Origin of the sequence: Niabella agricola, from assembly GCF_021538615.1 — a bacterium.
Lineage (GTDB): Bacteria > Bacteroidota > Bacteroidia > Chitinophagales > Chitinophagaceae > Niabella > Niabella agricola.
The window spans coordinates 914,330-931,086 of record NZ_JAJHIZ010000002.1; the positions used below are offsets into that span (position 1 = coordinate 914,330).

General features: G+C 47.0%; 16 protein-coding genes. 8 read left to right on the forward strand and 8 right to left on the reverse strand.

The features are described 5' to 3' along the window. Positions 1 to 38 precede the first annotated feature (38 nt). From LL912_RS04175 to LL912_RS04205, 7 genes are all read right to left on the reverse strand, one after another. Complete coding sequence (locus LL912_RS04175; RefSeq protein ID WP_235552301.1) at positions 39 to 350, reverse strand: SUF system Fe-S cluster assembly protein; 312 nt, start codon at positions 348 to 350, stop codon at positions 39 to 41. Between the two features lie 44 nt (positions 351 to 394). After that, positions 395 to 838 carry a SufE family protein gene (locus LL912_RS04180; protein WP_235552302.1) on the reverse strand — a complete coding sequence of 148 codons (444 nt, stop codon included), beginning with the start codon at positions 836 to 838 and terminating at the stop codon, positions 395 to 397. A 108-nt stretch (positions 839 to 946) separates the two neighbouring features. Next, complete coding sequence (locus tag LL912_RS04185; protein WP_319941311.1) at positions 947 to 2,206, reverse strand: cysteine desulfurase; 1,260 nt, start codon at positions 2,204 to 2,206, stop codon at positions 947 to 949. A gap of 71 nt (positions 2,207 to 2,277) precedes the next feature. Continuing rightward, positions 2,278 to 3,582 carry a Fe-S cluster assembly protein SufD gene (sufD, locus tag LL912_RS04190; protein WP_235552303.1) on the reverse strand — a complete coding sequence of 435 codons (1,305 nt, stop codon included), beginning with the start codon at positions 3,580 to 3,582 and terminating at the stop codon, positions 2,278 to 2,280. 140 nt (positions 3,583 to 3,722) lie between these two features. Then, positions 3,723 to 4,472, reverse strand: coding sequence for a Fe-S cluster assembly ATPase SufC (gene sufC, locus LL912_RS04195; RefSeq protein ID WP_235552304.1), 750 nt, complete (start codon positions 4,470 to 4,472; stop codon positions 3,723 to 3,725). Between the two features lie 237 nt (positions 4,473 to 4,709). After that, on the reverse strand, positions 4,710 to 6,191 hold the full coding sequence (gene sufB / locus LL912_RS04200; RefSeq protein ID WP_235552305.1) for a Fe-S cluster assembly protein SufB: 1,482 nt from the start codon (positions 6,189 to 6,191) through the stop codon (positions 4,710 to 4,712). A gap of 341 nt (positions 6,192 to 6,532) precedes the next feature. Then, positions 6,533 to 7,036 carry a hypothetical protein gene (locus LL912_RS04205; protein WP_235552306.1) on the reverse strand — a complete coding sequence of 168 codons (504 nt, stop codon included), beginning with the start codon at positions 7,034 to 7,036 and terminating at the stop codon, positions 6,533 to 6,535. Between the two features lie 399 nt (positions 7,037 to 7,435). Here LL912_RS04205 and LL912_RS04210 point away from each other — a divergent pair, with 399 nt between their 5' ends. The 3 genes from LL912_RS04210 (at position 7,436) to LL912_RS04220 (ending at position 10,929) form a co-directional block, all read left to right on the forward strand. Continuing rightward, complete coding sequence (locus LL912_RS04210) at positions 7,436 to 8,002, forward strand: NfeD family protein (protein ID WP_235552307.1); 567 nt, start codon at positions 7,436 to 7,438, stop codon at positions 8,000 to 8,002. 14 nt (positions 8,003 to 8,016) lie between these two features. Further along, on the forward strand, positions 8,017 to 9,543 hold the full coding sequence (locus tag LL912_RS04215) for a flotillin family protein (protein WP_235552308.1): 1,527 nt from the start codon (positions 8,017 to 8,019) through the stop codon (positions 9,541 to 9,543). A gap of 90 nt (positions 9,544 to 9,633) precedes the next feature. Then, complete coding sequence (locus tag LL912_RS04220) at positions 9,634 to 10,929, forward strand: Gfo/Idh/MocA family protein (RefSeq protein WP_235552309.1); 1,296 nt, start codon at positions 9,634 to 9,636, stop codon at positions 10,927 to 10,929. Positions 10,930 to 10,966: 37 nt separating this feature from the next. Here the strand turns inward: LL912_RS04220 and LL912_RS04225 are convergent, their stop codons facing one another. Further along, positions 10,967 to 11,572: a DNA-3-methyladenine glycosylase family protein gene (locus LL912_RS04225; RefSeq protein WP_235552310.1), complete on the reverse strand. Its 606-nt coding sequence runs from the start codon at positions 11,570 to 11,572 to the stop codon at positions 10,967 to 10,969. Between the two features lie 151 nt (positions 11,573 to 11,723). Between LL912_RS04225 and LL912_RS04230 the strand changes: the two genes are divergently transcribed. From LL912_RS04230 to LL912_RS04250, 5 genes are all read left to right on the forward strand, one after another. Continuing rightward, complete coding sequence (locus LL912_RS04230) at positions 11,724 to 12,107, forward strand: hypothetical protein (protein ID WP_235552311.1); 384 nt, start codon at positions 11,724 to 11,726, stop codon at positions 12,105 to 12,107. Positions 12,108 to 12,432: 325 nt separating this feature from the next. Further along, complete coding sequence (locus LL912_RS04235; protein WP_235552312.1) at positions 12,433 to 13,218, forward strand: MbnP family protein; 786 nt, start codon at positions 12,433 to 12,435, stop codon at positions 13,216 to 13,218. Between the two features lie 4 nt (positions 13,219 to 13,222). Then, positions 13,223 to 14,278, forward strand: coding sequence for a cytochrome-c peroxidase (locus LL912_RS04240; RefSeq protein WP_235552313.1), 1,056 nt, complete (start codon positions 13,223 to 13,225; stop codon positions 14,276 to 14,278). Positions 14,279 to 14,357: 79 nt separating this feature from the next. Continuing rightward, a complete protein-coding gene (locus tag LL912_RS04245; RefSeq protein ID WP_235552314.1) occupies positions 14,358 to 15,290 on the forward strand; it encodes a transporter in 933 nt (310 codons plus the stop codon). Positions 15,291 to 15,740: 450 nt separating this feature from the next. Continuing rightward, the gene (locus tag LL912_RS04250; protein ID WP_235552315.1) at positions 15,741 to 16,727 is read left to right on the forward strand and encodes a GSCFA domain-containing protein; all 987 of its coding nucleotides are present in this window, start codon (positions 15,741 to 15,743) and stop codon (positions 16,725 to 16,727) included. Positions 16,728 to 16,757 lie beyond the last annotated feature (30 nt).

Here is a 16,757-nt window from a genome sequence, read left to right on the forward strand (position 1 = left end):
TTTTTCCCGGATTTTTTGTTCCTGTTTTAAATACTGTTTCATAAAAATCCTAACTCCAGCTGAGCAGCTTCACTCATCATACTTTTATTCCATGGCGGATCCCAGGTGATGGTAACCTCCACATCGCTTACTCCTTCTATAGCCCGGATCTTTTGATCTACTTCAACCGGCAACGACTGGGCCGCAGGACAGGAGGGGGCCGTAAGTGTCATCAGGATCTTTACATAATTGTTATCGAGAACTTCCACTTTATAAATCAGCCCAAGTTCAAAAATATTAACCGGCAACTCGGGGTCAAAAACCGTTTGCAGCTCTTTTATGACCTTTTCTTCAATTGTATCGGGTTCCATGTTATTTTGTTTGAGGCTCCAAGTCTGAAATTGATCGTTAAACCTTAAACGCCAAACTTCAAACTTTTATATGCCAGTGCATAATGCTTCATCTGTTTTACCATGGCTCTTAAGCCATTAGACCGGGTTTGCGCCAGGTGACTCGTCATACCAATCTTATTGATGAAATCCATATCCGCATTGAGGATTTCATCTGGAGTGTGATTCGAGAGTACCCGGATCAGCATGCTGATCAATCCCTTTACAATCACGGCATCACTTTCAGCTTTATAAATCACGTTGCCATCCTGGTAATCAGCCACCAGCCATACTGTAGACTGACAACCTTTAACTTTATTTTCGTCCTTTTTGAATGCCTCATCCAGCGGCTGTAATTTTTTCCCCAGGTCGATGATGTATTCATATTTATCGTCCCAGGAATCGAAGAGCGAAAATTCATCCACAATTTCTGCTTCTATTTCCTGTATACTTTTGTTCGCTGCCATCATACTTATTATTTATCCGTTCATTTTCCGGGCTGTGTACCTGAATAGATGTACAGGGTTCAATTCCTACATCAGTTGCCCGCTTATTCTTGCTGCACTCCGGAGGCTGTATCATCTCAACAAACCAATCGCCTTTTTTAATGCCTCCGCCAGTTTATCCACTTCTTCCAGGGTATTATAAACCGCAAAAGAAGCGCGGATGGTACCAGGTATACAAAAACGGTTCATCAGCGGCTCGGCGCAATGGTGCCCTGTGCGTACGGCAATCCCTTTATTATCCAGCAGGATTCCAACATCCTGCGGATGCACGCCATCGATCACAAAGGAAAGGACGCTTGCCTTTTCTTTGGCTTCACCGATAATATGAACGCCATCCAGTTCTTTTATTCTTTGAGTGGCATAGGAGAGCAGCGCATCTTCATGCTTACGGATGTTTGCTTTGCCCAGCGCATTGATGTATTCAATAGCCGGTTTAAAGGCTACAAAATCTGCAATATTCGGAGTGCCCGCTTCAAATTTATAAGGGAGCTCGTTATAGCTCGTTTTTTCAAAGGTCACTTCTTTGATCATTTCACCGCCACCATTGAATACGGGCATTGCTTCGAGAATATGCTTTTTACCATATAAGGCACCCGCACCGGTAGGGCCAAACATTTTATGGGCGGACAAAGCAAAAAAGTCGCAATCCAGTGCCTGTACGTCAATATCCAGGTGCATGGAGGATTGAGCGCCATCGATCAACACCAGCGCCCCTTTGGCGTGTGCTTTGTCAATGATCGTTTTTACCGGGTTGATGGTACCCATCGCGTTGGAAACATGCACTACCGAAACCAGCTTGGTCCGGTCAGAAAGCAGTTGTTCATACACCTCCATCTCCAGCTCTCCCTTATCATTTACCGGGATCACTTTCAGCACTGCATTCTTTTCTTCACACACAATTTGCCAGGGAACAATATTCGAGTGATGCTCCATCCCGGATATGATCACTTCATCGCCTTTCTGCAGGTTTTGTCTGCCCCAGGTGTAGGCTACCAGGTTAATCCCTTCCGTGGTTCCTTTTGTATAAATGATTTCTTCCCGGTGCGCTGCGTTGACAAACTGCCGGATGGCATCGCGGGTAGCTTCAAAAGCCGCAGTAGCCTCTTCCGCCAGTGTATGAATACCCCGGTGCACATTTGCATTCAGCTGCGTGTAATAGTATACCAGTGCATCGATGACGGCTGCCGGCTTCTGGGATGTAGCTGCATTGTCAAGATATATCAGCGGGTACCCTTTAACCAACCGGTTGAGGATGGGAAAATCACTGCGGATCGCTTCAATATCCAATACGTTGTTTACTGCGGGGGCCACGGTTATGCTTTCATTGCTCATCACTGTATTTTTAATGGACTCGGGATCTTTTAAGCAGTACCGCTGCTGTTATCCTGGCGCTTTGGACAGCATTAATCCAGGTTCAGGCTAGCGGTCACCAGCTTGTTCACAAATTGGCGTACATCCTCAGAGCCGATTTTTTCCAGCACATCCAGTGCAAACCCGTGCAATAACAGCGAGCGTGCAGTGGCTTCTGAGATGCCGCGTGCCTTCAGATAAAACAAGGCTTCTTCATCCAGGCGGCCTACGGTACAACCATGGGAGCATTTTACATCATCTGCAAAGATCTCCAGCTGCGGTTTCGTATTTACCGTGGCATTCCCGGAAAGTAAAATATTTTTATTGGTCTGGTAGGCGTTTGTTTTCTGCGCGATCTGACGTACAAAGATCTTTCCGTTGAATACACCCGTAGCATGTCCGTTCATAATGCCCTTGTACAATTCGTTACTGAGACAGTTGGGTTGCCGGTTATCTACTACAGTATGATTATCTACATGGGTATGCCCGCTTTGCAGGTATAAACCGGAAAGATTGGCTTCGCAATAGGGGGCAGACATCACCATGTTCAGGTTATTGCGTACCAGGCCTCCGCTTAAGGAAATGGTTACCACATTGGCCACGCTTTTACCTACCTGGTGCACATGTGTGGTACTTACGATGGTAGAATTAGCGGCATCGTTCTGTATTTTATACAGGTGAAGCACGGCATTTTCTTCCACGGCAATTTCAAAAACCTGGTTGGTAAAGCTTTCGTCGGAACCGATCGTTGCAAAAGTTTCCAGGATTTCAACCTGTGCATTTTCACCTACATGCACCAGGGCCCTTGGCTGGGCAAAGATGTTCCCGGAACGGGCATCCGTTACATTATAAATATAAACCGGGTGATTTACCGTTTTCCCTTTCTGTATGTGGATGAACACGCCTTCCTGGATAAAGGCCGTATTGAGGGCATTAATACCATCCTTATGATAATCGGCACTGTGCCCCAGATGTTTTTCCACAACAGGGGCATATTGATTGTGCGCAGCGGTTTCGAGGGAAATGACTTCCAGCTCTTCCGATCGTAAAACAGAATGTTCTGCATGATAATGCCCGTTCACAAAAACGATAACATTTGCATTTTCATGCCCCGGCAACAGGAAGGGCTGCAGTTCAGCGGCCCGGAACTGCTGCTCCTGAAGATCTGTTGTAAAATGATAATCTTTGCTGAAAAAGTCACTGATTCTTGTATATTTCCATTCCTCGTGTTTTACGGTAGGAATACCTGCTTTTTCAAACGTGCTAAACGCATCATCCCGCAGGGATTTTAGCCGGGAATCCAGCTGTTGTTCCTGCAACTTTTCAAAACGATCTTTAAAATATGTTATTGTATCCATTATTTAATTTGAAAATTTGAGATTTGAAGATTTGAAAATAAAATGAACGGTACCACACCAGCTTCCGGGATCAATAACCGGAAATGCCTCTTTGTTCCGTCCCCATTTCCAAATTTTCAAATTTCCATATTAGCACATTATTACGCCAGTTCGCTTTTTATAAAATCATATCCTCTTTCTTCCAGTTCGTAGGCCAGCTCCTTGGTGCCGGATTTTACGATGCGTCCGTTATAAAGCACGTGTACAAAATCGGGGATGATATAATCCAGCAGGCGCTGATAGTGCGTGATTACCAGGATGCCATTTTCGGGAGTACGCAGTTTATTAACGCCGTTGGCCACAATACGAATGGCATCAATATCCAGACCCGAATCGGTTTCATCCAGGATCGCCAGTTTGGGTTCCAGCATCGCCATCTGGAATATTTCATTCCGCTTTTTTTCGCCGCCGGAGAAACCTTCGTTCAGTGAACGGCTCAGCATGGACTGATCAATTTCGACCAGCGCCATTTTCTCTTTCATTTTCTTTAAAAAAGAAACCGCATCCAGCTCATCCTGCCCACGGTATTTGCGGATCTCGTTCACCGCTGTTTTCATAAAATTAGTCGTGCTCAGTCCGGGTATTTCAACCGGGTACTGGAAACTCAGGAAAATGCCTTCGCCGGCTCTTTCTTCGGGCGCCAGTTCCAGCAGGTCTTTGCCCTCAAACGTTACAGAACCACCGGTCACCTCATAATCCTGCTTGCCCGCCAGTACCGATGCCAGGGTGCTTTTGCCGGAACCATTGGGCCCCATAATCGCATGTACTTCGCCCGGCTTAATGTCCAGGTTAATGCCTTTTAATATTTCCCGTTCTTCGATACCTGCGCGGAGGTCTTTTATTTCTAACATTTCCTTTTTGTTTAAAGTTTAAAGTTCAACGTTCAATACCGCTTATTGATACGTAGTTCCTTTAAATGTTGTTTTATTTAGATGATTAATAAAATTGTTTATTTTATCGTTTATTACCTTGCTCCGGCAAACTGCCGGGTTATGTACTGCAACACAAGTGAGTGACACAACGAAGCAGATCGTCGTTCAACTGCTGACCCAATAATGCAGCCGTAACCTTAAACGTTGAATTTAAAACTACCCGACAGATCCCTCCAGGCTGATGGCCAGTAGTTTCTGCGCTTCTACAGCAAACTCCATCGGAAGCTGGTTCATCACCTCTTTGGCGAACCCATTGATGATGAGGGCTACCGCTTTTTCGGTATCGATACCGCGCTGGTTGCAATAAAAGATCTGGTCTTCGCCTATTTTTGAAGTGGTGGCTTCATGCTCCACCACGCCTGTATTGTTCTTTACCTCAATATAAGGGAACGTGTGTGCACCACATTTGTCACCTAACAATAAGGAATCACACTGGGAGAAATTCCGTGCGTTGCTGGCGTTCTTACCTACACGCACCAGTCCGCGGTAACTGTTCTGGCTTTGACCGGCAGAAATTCCTTTGGATACGATGCGGCTTTTGGTGTTTTTACCGATGTGCAGCATTTTGGTGCCGGTATCGGCCTGCTGGAAATTGTTGGTTACGGCCACGGAGTAGAATTCACCAGTAGAGTAATCTCCCTGTAAAATCACGCTGGGATATTTCCAGGTAATGGAAGAACCGGTTTCAACCTGTGTCCAGGAGATTTTGGAATGTACGCCTTTACAAATTCCTCTTTTGGTAACAAAATTATAAATACCGCCTTTCCCTTCCTTATCACCGGGATACCAGTTTTGCACGGTGGAATACTTAACCTCGGCATGGTCCATCGCCACGATCTCCACAATGGCTGCATGCAGCTGGTTTTCGTCCCGCATGGGCGCCGTACAACCCTCCAGGTAACTTACATAAGAACCTTCTTCCGCAACAATCAGGGTGCGTTCAAACTGACCGGTATTTTCGGCATTGATCCGGAAATAGGTCGAAAGCTCCATCGGGCAACGTACACCCTTGGGTATGTAGCAGAAAGAACCATCGCTGAATACAGCAGAATTCAATGCTGCGTAAAAATTATCAGTAACAGGCACTACGGAAGCCAGGTACTGGCGCACCAGTTCCGGATGTTCTTGGATCGCCTCACTGATGGAACAAAAAATAATCCCCAGCTCTGCCAGTTGTTCTTTAAAAGAAGTACCAATGGAAACACTGTCGATCACCGCGTCTACAGCAACCCCGGTCAGCCGTTTTTGCTCATCCAGCGAAATCCCCAGCTTTTCAAAAGTTTTGATCAGCTCCGGATCCACCTCGTCAAGGCTCTTGGGCTTTACCTTCTGCTTGGGCGCAGCATAATATATAATATCCTGAAAATCAATAGACGGGTAGGTCAGATTGGCCCAATGCGGCGGCTTCATTTTTTGCCATTGGGCAAAAGCCTTTAAACGCCACTCCAGCATCCACTCTGGTTCATTCTTTTTGGCCGAAATAAAACGAATGGTATTTTCATCAAGACCCTTGGGGGCCGACTCCATTTCAATATCTGTAACAAACCCGTACTTGTACTCGCTATTTACATGACTTTCAATAACATCTGGTTCTTCGGCTGTGTTGTTATGCACTAATTGATCTGTTTCCATACTCATTGTGCAAAAGTACGTTTTTATTTGTACAAAAAAGTATAAATGGGGAAAAATGCAGGGAAGCAGTTCAAATTGTGCGCGGCTTTGACCAAGCAATAGAGGTGTGGAAGTTTTACAGCATTCAGAGAAAAGCCACAAAGGCGCTGAAGCGCGAAAAGTGATAACTGTTTGCGGAAGGCATTCCATTTGAGTTGTTCTGTGCAAAGGAGAAGAGGGGCGCCGCGCCACCGCTTTTTAGCGGTCGTTACGTGAAACCTTTACATTATTCAGGGAAGCCACAGGGGACACTTAACAAAAACGGGCCCTACAACAAGTACGGCCCGGCAAAAAACAAAGGGTTTGATCTAGAATGTGTACCGTGCAGAAACACCGGCGTTTGGATAAAAACTGTTGTGATAATCTACAGCTTTAACCACATGAATGGTTGGACGTACATCGGCAGAAACGGCCAAAGGGATCTTTGAAAATTTATAGTCAGCACCAGCAGTCGGAAACAGCCCCAGACTAAATCCCTTGTAATAATCATTGGAGGAAAAAGAATTGGCCGCAACAACACCACCACCTACAAACCATTTCAAACCGTCAACCGGCTTAATCGGAAAATGGTGCTGGTAGCTGACGGATGCGGAGGCATTTACCCAGCGGTATCCCGTTACACCATAAGGATGGAAACCGGCATTTACTTCCAAAGCGCCAGCTTCATTTAAAAAGGTTTTGTACGCTGCGGAAACTACATCATAATAGCCACTGCCAAACCGTAAACCGATCGATTGTTTGTAGTCGCTTTGAGCAAATAAAGCAGTTGCGGTAAAGGCGAGTGCAACACATAAGGTCATTTTCAATTTCATAATGCAAAAATTTTTTGCAAATGTAAGCGCGCCGCTCTTTAAAAAAATACCTGTTTTTAGGTAGTTTTTTTTTAAATGACGCAAGCAGTTTCTGGCGTATACATTGCACCTCGTATCTATGTGGTGCCATTAAGAAAACACCTTATCCTTTGCGAACAATTGTAACTCCTGTCAGGATTAGCCGGATAATTTTCAAAGCCCTTGACAAGCTTTTCAAACTTCGGAACCGAATGCCGCGCGTATTCCATATATTCCAGAGCACCATCTTTACAAAAGCGGGATAGCGTCCTTTTTTTAAGGAGGTATTGGAAAACCCGTGAACTTAAATATATTTGTAGAAGCTGTATTACTGCTATTGACGAATGATTAAAGAAACGCTGTATCGAATCTGTCTAAAATATGAATGCATTTTTTGAGGGCATGCCCTCGCTGCTCCAGGGATTCTGGTGGGTAGCCATTATCACCAGTGTGATCTTTTTAATCCAAACCGTGCTCACCTTTGCCGGCGGTCATGGCGCAGATGGTATTAACGCCGATTTTGATGGGGATCTTACCAGTGCAGATGCACCCTTCCAGATGTTCTCGCTGAGAAACCTTATTAATTTCCTGATGGGATTTGGCTGGACCGGCGTGGCTTTTTATCGCTCCATAGAAAACAAAGCACTGCTGACTGCGCTGGCCGTTCTCATCGGGCTCTTTTTTGTATTGCTCTTCTTCTTTGTGATCCGGCAATTGATGAAACTGACGGAAGACAATACCTTTAAACCGGAAAGCCTCATTGGAAAGTCAGGCGCCGTTTACCTTACGATACCGGAGAACCGGAGTGGTGTAGGCAAGATACAGATCAGTTATAATAACACCAGCCATGAACTTGCCGCCGTTACCGACGGCGAACGCCTGCCTTCGGGAACACGCGTAAAAGTGCTGGGCCTTGAAGACCGTATACTCATTGTAACCAAACTTTAATAAAAACAACACTTATGAATTTCGACGGACCATTTATTCTGATCCTGGTAGGGGCATTGATCTTATTCGTTACCATAGTATCGCTGATTTCACGCTATAAACGTTGTCCTTCTGATAAAATCCTTGTGATTTATGGTAAAACCGGCGGCAGTTCTGCCCGCTGTGTGCATGGAGGCGGGGCCTTTATCTGGCCTGTGATCCAGGATTTTGCATACCTGGACCTGAAGCCCATTTCCATTGAGGCCAATTTGACCAATGCATTATCACGTCAGAACATCCGGGTAGATGTACCCTGCCGCTTCACCATCGCTATTTCCACCGAACCGGAGAGTATGGGAAATGCCGCAGAACGCCTATTGGGATTGAGTCCCGATCAGATCCAGGAATTATCTAAAGATATCCTGTTCGGTCAGCTCCGCCTGGTGATTGCCACCATGACCATTGAGGAGATCAATTCCGACCGGGATAAATTCTTAGACAATATTTCAAAGAACGTAGATACGGAACTAAAGAAGATCGGTTTAAAGCTGATTAACGTGAACGTTACCGATATCCGGGATGAATCCGGCTATATTGAGGCCCTGGGTAAGGAAGCCGCTGCAAAAGCCATTAACGAAGCTATTGTGAGTGTGGCAGAGCAAACGAAGATCGGTGAAACGGGAAAGGCCATCGCCGATCGCGAGAAAGATACGCAGATTGCTGAAACCAACCGCGACAGGGATGTAAAGATCGCGATCACACAAAAAGACAAAGAAATAAGTATCGCTGCTGCCGGAAAGGACGAGGCCATTGGTAAAGCTGAGGCAGAACGGGATGCGCGTATTGCTACTTCCCAGGCCAATTCACTGGCGGTAAAGGGAGAGAATGATGCGAAGATCACGATTGCCAATTCTGACGCATTGCGCCGGGAGAAAGAAGCGGAGGCGCTGAAAATTGCCGTTACCGCGGAGAAAGTGCAGTCCGCCAAAGCGCTGGAAGAATCTTATCTTGCCGAGCAGAAAGCCGAACAGGCCCGTGCGGAGCGGGAGCGTTCTACACAGAATGCCAACGTGGTGGTGCCGGCGCAGATTGCCAAGCAAAAAGCCATTATTGATGCAGAAGCAGAAGCAGAGCGGATCCGCTTACGAGCCAAAGGGGAGGCCGACGCCATCTTTGCAAAAATGGAAGCAGAAGCAAAGGGTTTATTGGAGATCCTGACAAAACAGGCCGAGGGTTATGATAAGGTAGTGAAGGCCGCCGGAGGCGATTCCACCAACGCGTTCCAGTTGCTCTTACTGGAAAAACTGCCCGAGCTGGTACGTACGCAGGTTGAGGCGGTGAAAAATATCAAGATCGATAAGGTGACCGTATGGGACGGAGGAAACGGTGAAAATGGTAATGGTTCTACTGCTAACTTTGTACAGGGATTGATGAAGTCGGTGCCGCCGTTGAATGATCTGTTTAATATGGCGGGGCTAAACCTGCCCAATTATTTAAAAGGTGCTGATCCGAAAGAGGCAAAAACGCCTTCGACGGATATGACCGCAGCATCAAAAGAATAACCGGTTGAAAGCGCTTCCTGATGGGGCGCTTTTTTTGTTGATTACTTTCTAACGATTTAATGATTTGTCATCTAAACTATTGCTATTATTATGTACAACCGTAAAAAATTTATCCGCAATGCGTTCATGGGAGCCGTTGCCGTTTCTGCGCTTCCAAAACTTTCCGGGGGAGCCGGAATAAAAAAAGCGCCGCAAAAGAAAGACCTGGTTCGCCTGGCTGTTATTGGAAAGGGAAGGATGGGATCCAGCGACCTGCGCACGGCCCTGTCTACCGGCATGGCCACGCTGGCAGGTGTTTGTGATGTATACGATAAAAACCTGGATGCCCTGCGTCAACAGTCAGGAAAGGACGTGTTGTTTACCCGGGAATATCGGGAAATATTAAACCGTAAAGATATTGACGCGGTCATCATCGGAACACCGGACCACTGGCATCAGAAAATTGCCATTGAAGCGATGCGGGCAGGTAAGGATGTTTATTGTGAAAAGCCGGTGATTCATTCGCTGCAGGAAGGCAATGCGCTGATTGCAGCACAGGAGAAAACCGGCCGTGTTTTTCAAATGGGTAGCCAGGGTATGTCCTCCTGGGGCAACCAGCTTGCAAAACGCATCGTAGAAGCCGGGCTCATTGGAATGGTAACCCAGGTAGACGGTCAGTTTACCTCACCGCCACAGGCCTTGAGGCCCTTTGTAGCACCAGAAGATGCAACAGCTCAGCATATCTGGTGGGAGCGCTTTTTGGGCAATGCACCCAAACGGACTTTTGACGCCCAGCGCTTTTTAAGCTGGCGCAACTGGAGTGATTATGGTACCGGGGTCGCCGGAGATCTCTTTGTGCACGTAATTGCAAGCACGCATTTTATTATGAACACGGCAGGACCGAAACAGGTGTACAGCACCGGCGGCATCCGTTATTATACGAATGGTTCCAGAGATACGCCCGATGTACTGCTGGGATACCTCGATTACCCGGATGACGATAAAAAAGGCGCGTTTACCTTATCCCTTTCCGCAAACCAAACCGATGGTGTTTCAAAAAAGTGGGGAAGTACCGACTTTGCAATCAAAGGCACTGCCGGCATATTGAACGTAGGCTGGGACCAGGTGGTACTCAAAACACCCGGTAAAACCGATATTGCTGCGTTCAGCCCGCTAAAGGAATGGAGCGGCGAACCGGTAAAGGTATCCGACAACGAATACGCATTTAATGGCCCTAAAGGCTCTAAAGGCGCGCATCACGATCATTTTGTGCACTTTTTTAATGCGGTAAGGGGAGAAGGGAAGAATATTGCAGATACCCGATTTGGCGTACAGGCTTCCACAGCCGCATTGTTATGCCATGAAAGTTACCGGAAACGGAAAGCGTTGGACGGAGTATCCGGATAACGAAAACAGTGCCGGTGTTTAGGAAGGGAGCCGGGGTTTAACCTGGTGTGGCATCCAGGTAGCGCCAGAGATGCAGGCTGGCGTAGGTCCGATAGGGTTTCCATCGTTCTGTAATAGAAAGAATGCGGGTTTCGAATTCCTTTTTATTGGTATAGGTAATATCATAAAGCTCGGCTACCGCCTTTTGCAGGCCCAGGTCGCCGATCGAAAATACATCTTCCCGTCCAAGGGAAAACATCAACAGCATTTCCGCTGTCCATTTTCCAACGCCTTTTATTTGTGTGATGAGGTCCACGAATGCCTCATCCGATAAGCGGTGAATTTTGGCATCCGTTAGTTTATGTTCTATAAAAAAATGACATACATTTTTAATGTAAATAGCTTTTGCATTAGACAAACCAATGGAACGCAGGGTTTCGTGCGGAAGTGCCAGGATCTTTTGTGCCGTAGGTTTTTTGCCATCAAACAGATCCAGGAACCGGCTGCGGATCACTGCTGCAACCTTAGTGCTCAGCTGCTGTCCCATAATGGAACCACACAGGCGGAATAAAATGTTTTGCTGTAGCTGTAGGGAATGCAGTCCCTGCTCTTTGATCAGTTTTTTTAGTACGTTGTCTTTTGATAGATGTTTATGATACGCCATGCAATAAAATTAATCAAAATATCGCTTAGCTTGTTCTTGATTTTTTGCAGTCTGCTAACCTCAACGGTCACTGATAACAATCATCTTTTTTAATAATGGTTTTTCTTTTCTCTTTAAACAGGAAGCTATAGATTTGCACAAAATTTCTTCCTTGTTGAAAAGAATCATGGCTTTGTTTTTTCTGATGGCGTTTGCAATGCAAACGTTCAGTAAGACGATCATGATGATTGATTACAGGGTGAATCAGCAGGCCTATGCAAAGAACTGTGTAAACAAGTTCCGGCCTAAAATGCACTGTAACGGTCATTGCCAGCTGATGAAAAAAATTGAAGAAGACGAAAAAAAGAGCCAGCAGAACCCGGAGCGGAAACTGGAGTTCAAAAATGAGATTACCCTCTCTTCCAAATCGTTTTTTCCTGAACTGACCTTTATTGCCATCCAACAGGCAGCCGTTTACTACAATCCCACAATGGGCACTGAAGTTAAAAGACCCCGTTCTGTTTTTCATCCCCCTGCGGCAGCCTTCACTGCCTGATTCAACACTGCGTTAGCTGTTTTTACCATGCTGGCAGGAGCGCACTCTTGTCCTTTTACACAGAAACCAGGATCCTGCGGCTGTTGTTGCTTCAGCCTGCTGCGATCGTTAACAGGCAGTCTTTACATTTCTATTATTTCCAGTTACTTTTCCCGGGAGTTTATCTCCGGTACTGCATATTCAAGATGCGGTAACCGTTCCAATGTACTCCCCGGATGATTGTTTAACCAGTGTTGAACGGAATTCTCTTTGTATGAAATTCCTGCCGGCACACTATGATCTTTTCAAAATGAAATTACTACGCACTTTCCCAAATACAATGCTAATGACGCTGTTCTTTTTCCTGGCTTCCTGTTCCAAGGACCCGGTGGAGCCCAAGTACGATCAAAATAAGCTGGCACCGCTTTCGGTGGAATTTGATAACATTGTTGGCGGACAAAAACTGGTATTAAATACCGGTTCCTATACCAACGCGCTGGGACAGCAATACAATATCCAGTTGCTCCAGTATTTTATCAGCAATATCCAGGTAAAAAAAGCAGACGGAACCATCTATGCGGTAAATCCGGACAGCAGCTATTTCCTGATCCGCCAGGATGATCCGGCAACAAAATTTGCCCGGGTAAAAGTACCTGAGGGCAATTATACTGCGCTCATTTTTACGTTGGGCGTCGACAGCCTGCGCAGCACTATGGACATCAGCAAACGCACGGGCGTACTGGATCCGGGCGCCGGCGGTCACGATGGCATGTACTGGGGCTGGAACAGCGGATACATCTTCTTTAAAATGGAGGGCATCGCACCTGATGCGCCGGCAGATCCGACCGGTCAGCATAAGTTCCGGTATCATATTGGCGGCTTTGGCGGTTACAGTGCACCAACGATCAATAATATTAAAATGATCTCCATCGACCTTACGGCAAGAGGGATTGCGCAGGTGCGTACCGGCCGTTCCACCAATATTCACCTGATGGTAGATGTATCAAAAGCATTGAGCGGCGCTACCAATGTAAGTTTTGCCACCAATCCCCAGGTCATGTTTAGCGACTACAGTGTAAATATCGCTAACAATTATGCGAAGATGTTTGTGCATGATCATACTGAAAATTAAAATCATGAACCAGAAACATATCGTGGTGATCGGGGTGTTGGTAGCTTTTGTATTTGCCTGTTCAAGGGAACTGCCGGCCGATAAAGCCCGGACAGATCCGGGTGTTTTTGCCGGGTTCAAACAGCCCGGCAATTTCCCCGCTTCCGCCTATCATTTTGAAACCAACCCGGTTACCAGGGAGGGCTTTGAGCTTGGGCGGAAACTCTTTTATGAGCCGCGTCTATCCCGCAATAATACCATCAGTTGCGGAAGCTGTCATATCCAGTCTTCGGCTTTTACCCAGCATGGTCATGATGTAAGCCATGGTATCGACGACCGGCTGGGAAGCCGGAATGCTCCCGCCATTATGAACCTGGCATGGAGCCCGCTCCTGATGTGGGACGGCGGCATCTTTGACCTGGATCTCCAACCCATCGCCCCCATTACCAATCACGAAGAAATGGATGAAACCGTAGCCAATGTGGTCAGCAAACTGCAGGCGCTGCCTCAGTACCGTGCACTGTTCAAAAAAGCATTCGGCACCGAACAAATCAGTACCGGCAACCTCATGAAGGCCTTGTCGCAGTTTATGGTGATGTGCATCTCCAGCCGCTCAAAATATGATAGCGTTATGCGCAGGGAAGGTAGAGTAGCCTTTACCCCTGAAGAAGCCGCAGGCCAAACACTGGTGGTGCAGAAATGCGGCGGTTGTCATAAGGAGCCGTTGTTTACCGATGGTACCTTCCGCAACAATGGTATTGGGGTTGGGGCCAATAATGACCAGGGCCGCTATGCCGTCACCCTCCAGCCGGCAGACCAATACCGCTTCAAAGTGCCCAGTCTCCGGAACCTGGCATATACCGCACCTTATATGCACGACGGCCGTTTTTATACACTGGACGCGGTGCTCGATCATTATGCAGCCGGGGTAAAGCCAACCCCCAACCTGGATCCGTTATTGACAGCAAACGGACAGCGGGGCATCGCATTAACGGATGAAGAACGTGGGCAGATTCTTGCTTTTCTGCACACGCTGAACGACCGGGCATTTGTTACGGATAAATTATTGGCAGAACAATAGCACAGCAACTCATCCCGGCCATTTGCGGATCGATGTACGTGAGAGGCCGGTAAAAATTACGCGCTTTAAATAAAACACAATGAAAAAACAAAGGATCATAACCGGCTTCTTTTTTTTGCTGATTTTCACAGCCCCTCAACCGGCCGCGGCCTGCGATATTTGCGGCTGCGGTGTTGGAAACGACTATATCGGGATTCTCCCGGATTTTCATAAGCATATCTTTGGTATCCGTTACCGGCATAATTCTCTTTGGAGTCACCTGGGGGTAGGTGGGCAACAAACCTATCTGACCACATCGGAGCATTACAATACTGCGGAAGCATGGGGTGGCTGGAATATTACGGAAAAGTTTCGTGTTATGGCGGCAGTGCCCTATAGCATCAACCGGCGCAGTAACCAGGAAGCAGATCTTACAAAAAGCGGTGTGGGCGATGTAACCCTGTCGGCATTCTATCAATTGATCAATAAGCGGGATCCCGTAGGTAATAAGCTGCTGGTGCAAAGCCTTTGGCTGGGCGGAGGAGTGAAACTGGCTACAGGAAAATACAACCCTGCGGATAAAAGCACGGGGGGGGAAAGCGCCAATCTTTTTCAGCTGGGTTCCGGCAGTACTGATTTTTCGCTGAACGGAATGTATGATCTCCGGTTGCAGGATGCAGGCGTCAATCTCAGCGCTCATTATAAGATCAACACTGCCAACAGGTATGATTACCGTTATGGAAATAAACTGAATCTCAATGCACAGGCCTATTACAAATTCCGGGTTGCCAGCCTGGTAATGATCGCTCCCAATGCGGGGGTACAATATGAAAAGGCAAGGACGGATATCGATAATGATATATTGGTGACCGTATCCGGAGGACGCGTACTGATGGGAACTGCGGGAATGGAAGCAGCGTATAAAAAAATAGCTGTAGGCGCTAATTTTCAAACCCCGTTTTCACAGAACCTGGCAAATGGTATTGTAAGGGCGAATAACCGGGTTATGGTGCATGTATCGATAGCGCTATGAGGACAGCTGTAATTTGAAAACATTGAGCATTTGAAAACGTCGTTGCCACTGCGTGCTCTTTTTTTTGCCTGTATTTCGCAGGTAATCGGAAAAGAGGAAATAGCAGGTTAAAAGAAACGAAGCGCATCTAGCGCCTAATATCTAAGTGATAAAACGGATCCAACCTGAAACCGTTTTAACTTGCCTAGCCCAGGCGTTTTGCGATCCTTGCTCTTTTGTGTTGCTGCGTAAAATACGAGCCACAAAGACCGGATGGCACCAAGAAACACGAAGGGGTATAGTGCGTTGCGATCGTTGCTCCTTTGCGTCGTTGCGTGAAATAAGGCCACAAAGACCCGAAGGCACGAAGATCTATAGTTCATTGCGTAAAATCCTTTCGTGAGAAGAAGCGTCAAACCATCGCCATGAGGACCGTAATCGTAAATTCCGGATATTTGCGGAATGGATTTTATGGCCCCCATACAAATGGAACCGCTGGTTCCGCCGATCCGGTACGCGGATAAGATTTTGCTGATCGGCTCCTGTTTTACAGAACATATCGGCAATGCGTTGGCGGAGCATAAGTTTACAACGCTTCAGAATCCACATGGAATCCTGTTTGACCCTGCCAGCGTGTACCACAGCCTGATCCGCTATATAGAAAACAAGCCTTATACGGAAGCAGATCTGTTCTATCTGAACGAAGTATGGCAATCCTGGCACCATCATTCCCGCTTTTCCGGTACCGATAAGGAAGCCGTCCTCGACCAGATGAATCGCGCATTGGAAACCGCACATCAGTTCTTAAAACAAACCGGGTGGATCGTTATTACCCTGGGGTCCTCTTTTTCCTACCGGCTGAACGGTAACAATCCGCAAGCGGAGCGCACCGGGTTAAAGGTGGCCAACTGCCACCGGGCACCCGGGCAGTGGTTTGATAAGAAGATGCTTGAGATTGAAGAAACGGTTTCGCTGCTGGATAATCTGTACCACCGGCTCCGCATCTTTAATCCTGAGGCGAAGCTGTTGTTTACGATCAGCCCGGTGCGGCATTTGCGAGATGGCGTGGTGGCCAATAACCGAAGCAAGGCCCGGTTGATTGAAGCCGTACATCACATCGTCAACAAGTTCGACCGCCTGTATTATTTCCCGGCCTACGAACTGGTGATCGATGTACTTCGGGATTACCGGTTCTATGATGTGGACCTGGCACATCCCAATTATCCGGCCACAGAATTTGTACTGGAGAAATTTACGGAAAGCTGTATTGACGAGGCTTCCCGGCAACTCATGAAGGAGCTCCGGCCGTTGATGATCGCCCGGAGGCATAAACCCTTTTATCCGGAAACAAAGGCCCATCAGCAGTTCTTAAAAGCGCAGTACGAAAAAGCAAGGCGCCTGGCAGAGCAATACCCGTTTCTGGACCTGGAGGAGGAACTGGCTTATTTCAATCAATAAAGCGCTGCAAAGATTCATTGACTTAATGCT

Coding starts and splice junctions, on each gene's coding strand:
- LL912_RS04175 (WP_235552301.1), bottom strand. CDS start 350: ATGGAACCCGATACAATTGAAGAAAAGGTCATAAAAGAGCTGCAAACG.
- LL912_RS04180 (WP_235552302.1), bottom strand. CDS start 838: ATGATGGCAGCGAACAAAAGTATACAGGAAATAGAAGCAGAAATTGTG.
- LL912_RS04185 (WP_319941311.1), bottom strand. CDS start 2,206: ATGAGCAATGAAAGCATAACCGTGGCCCCCGCAGTAAACAACGTATTG.
- sufD (WP_235552303.1), bottom strand. CDS start 3,582: ATGGATACAATAACATATTTTAAAGATCGTTTTGAAAAGTTGCAGGAA.
- sufC (WP_235552304.1), bottom strand. CDS start 4,472: ATGTTAGAAATAAAAGACCTCCGCGCAGGTATCGAAGAACGGGAAATA.
- sufB (WP_235552305.1), bottom strand. CDS start 6,191: ATGAGTATGGAAACAGATCAATTAGTGCATAACAACACAGCCGAAGAA.
- LL912_RS04205 (WP_235552306.1), bottom strand. CDS start 7,036: ATGAAATTGAAAATGACCTTATGTGTTGCACTCGCCTTTACCGCAACT.
- LL912_RS04210 (WP_235552307.1), top strand. CDS start 7,436: ATGAATGCATTTTTTGAGGGCATGCCCTCGCTGCTCCAGGGATTCTGG.
- LL912_RS04215 (WP_235552308.1), top strand. CDS start 8,017: ATGAATTTCGACGGACCATTTATTCTGATCCTGGTAGGGGCATTGATC.
- LL912_RS04220 (WP_235552309.1), top strand. CDS start 9,634: ATGTACAACCGTAAAAAATTTATCCGCAATGCGTTCATGGGAGCCGTT.
- LL912_RS04225 (WP_235552310.1), bottom strand. CDS start 11,572: ATGGCGTATCATAAACATCTATCAAAAGACAACGTACTAAAAAAACTG.
- LL912_RS04235 (WP_235552312.1), top strand. CDS start 12,433: ATGACGCTGTTCTTTTTCCTGGCTTCCTGTTCCAAGGACCCGGTGGAG.
- LL912_RS04240 (WP_235552313.1), top strand. CDS start 13,223: ATGAACCAGAAACATATCGTGGTGATCGGGGTGTTGGTAGCTTTTGTA.
- LL912_RS04245 (WP_235552314.1), top strand. CDS start 14,358: ATGAAAAAACAAAGGATCATAACCGGCTTCTTTTTTTTGCTGATTTTC.
- LL912_RS04250 (WP_235552315.1), top strand. CDS start 15,741: ATGGCCCCCATACAAATGGAACCGCTGGTTCCGCCGATCCGGTACGCG.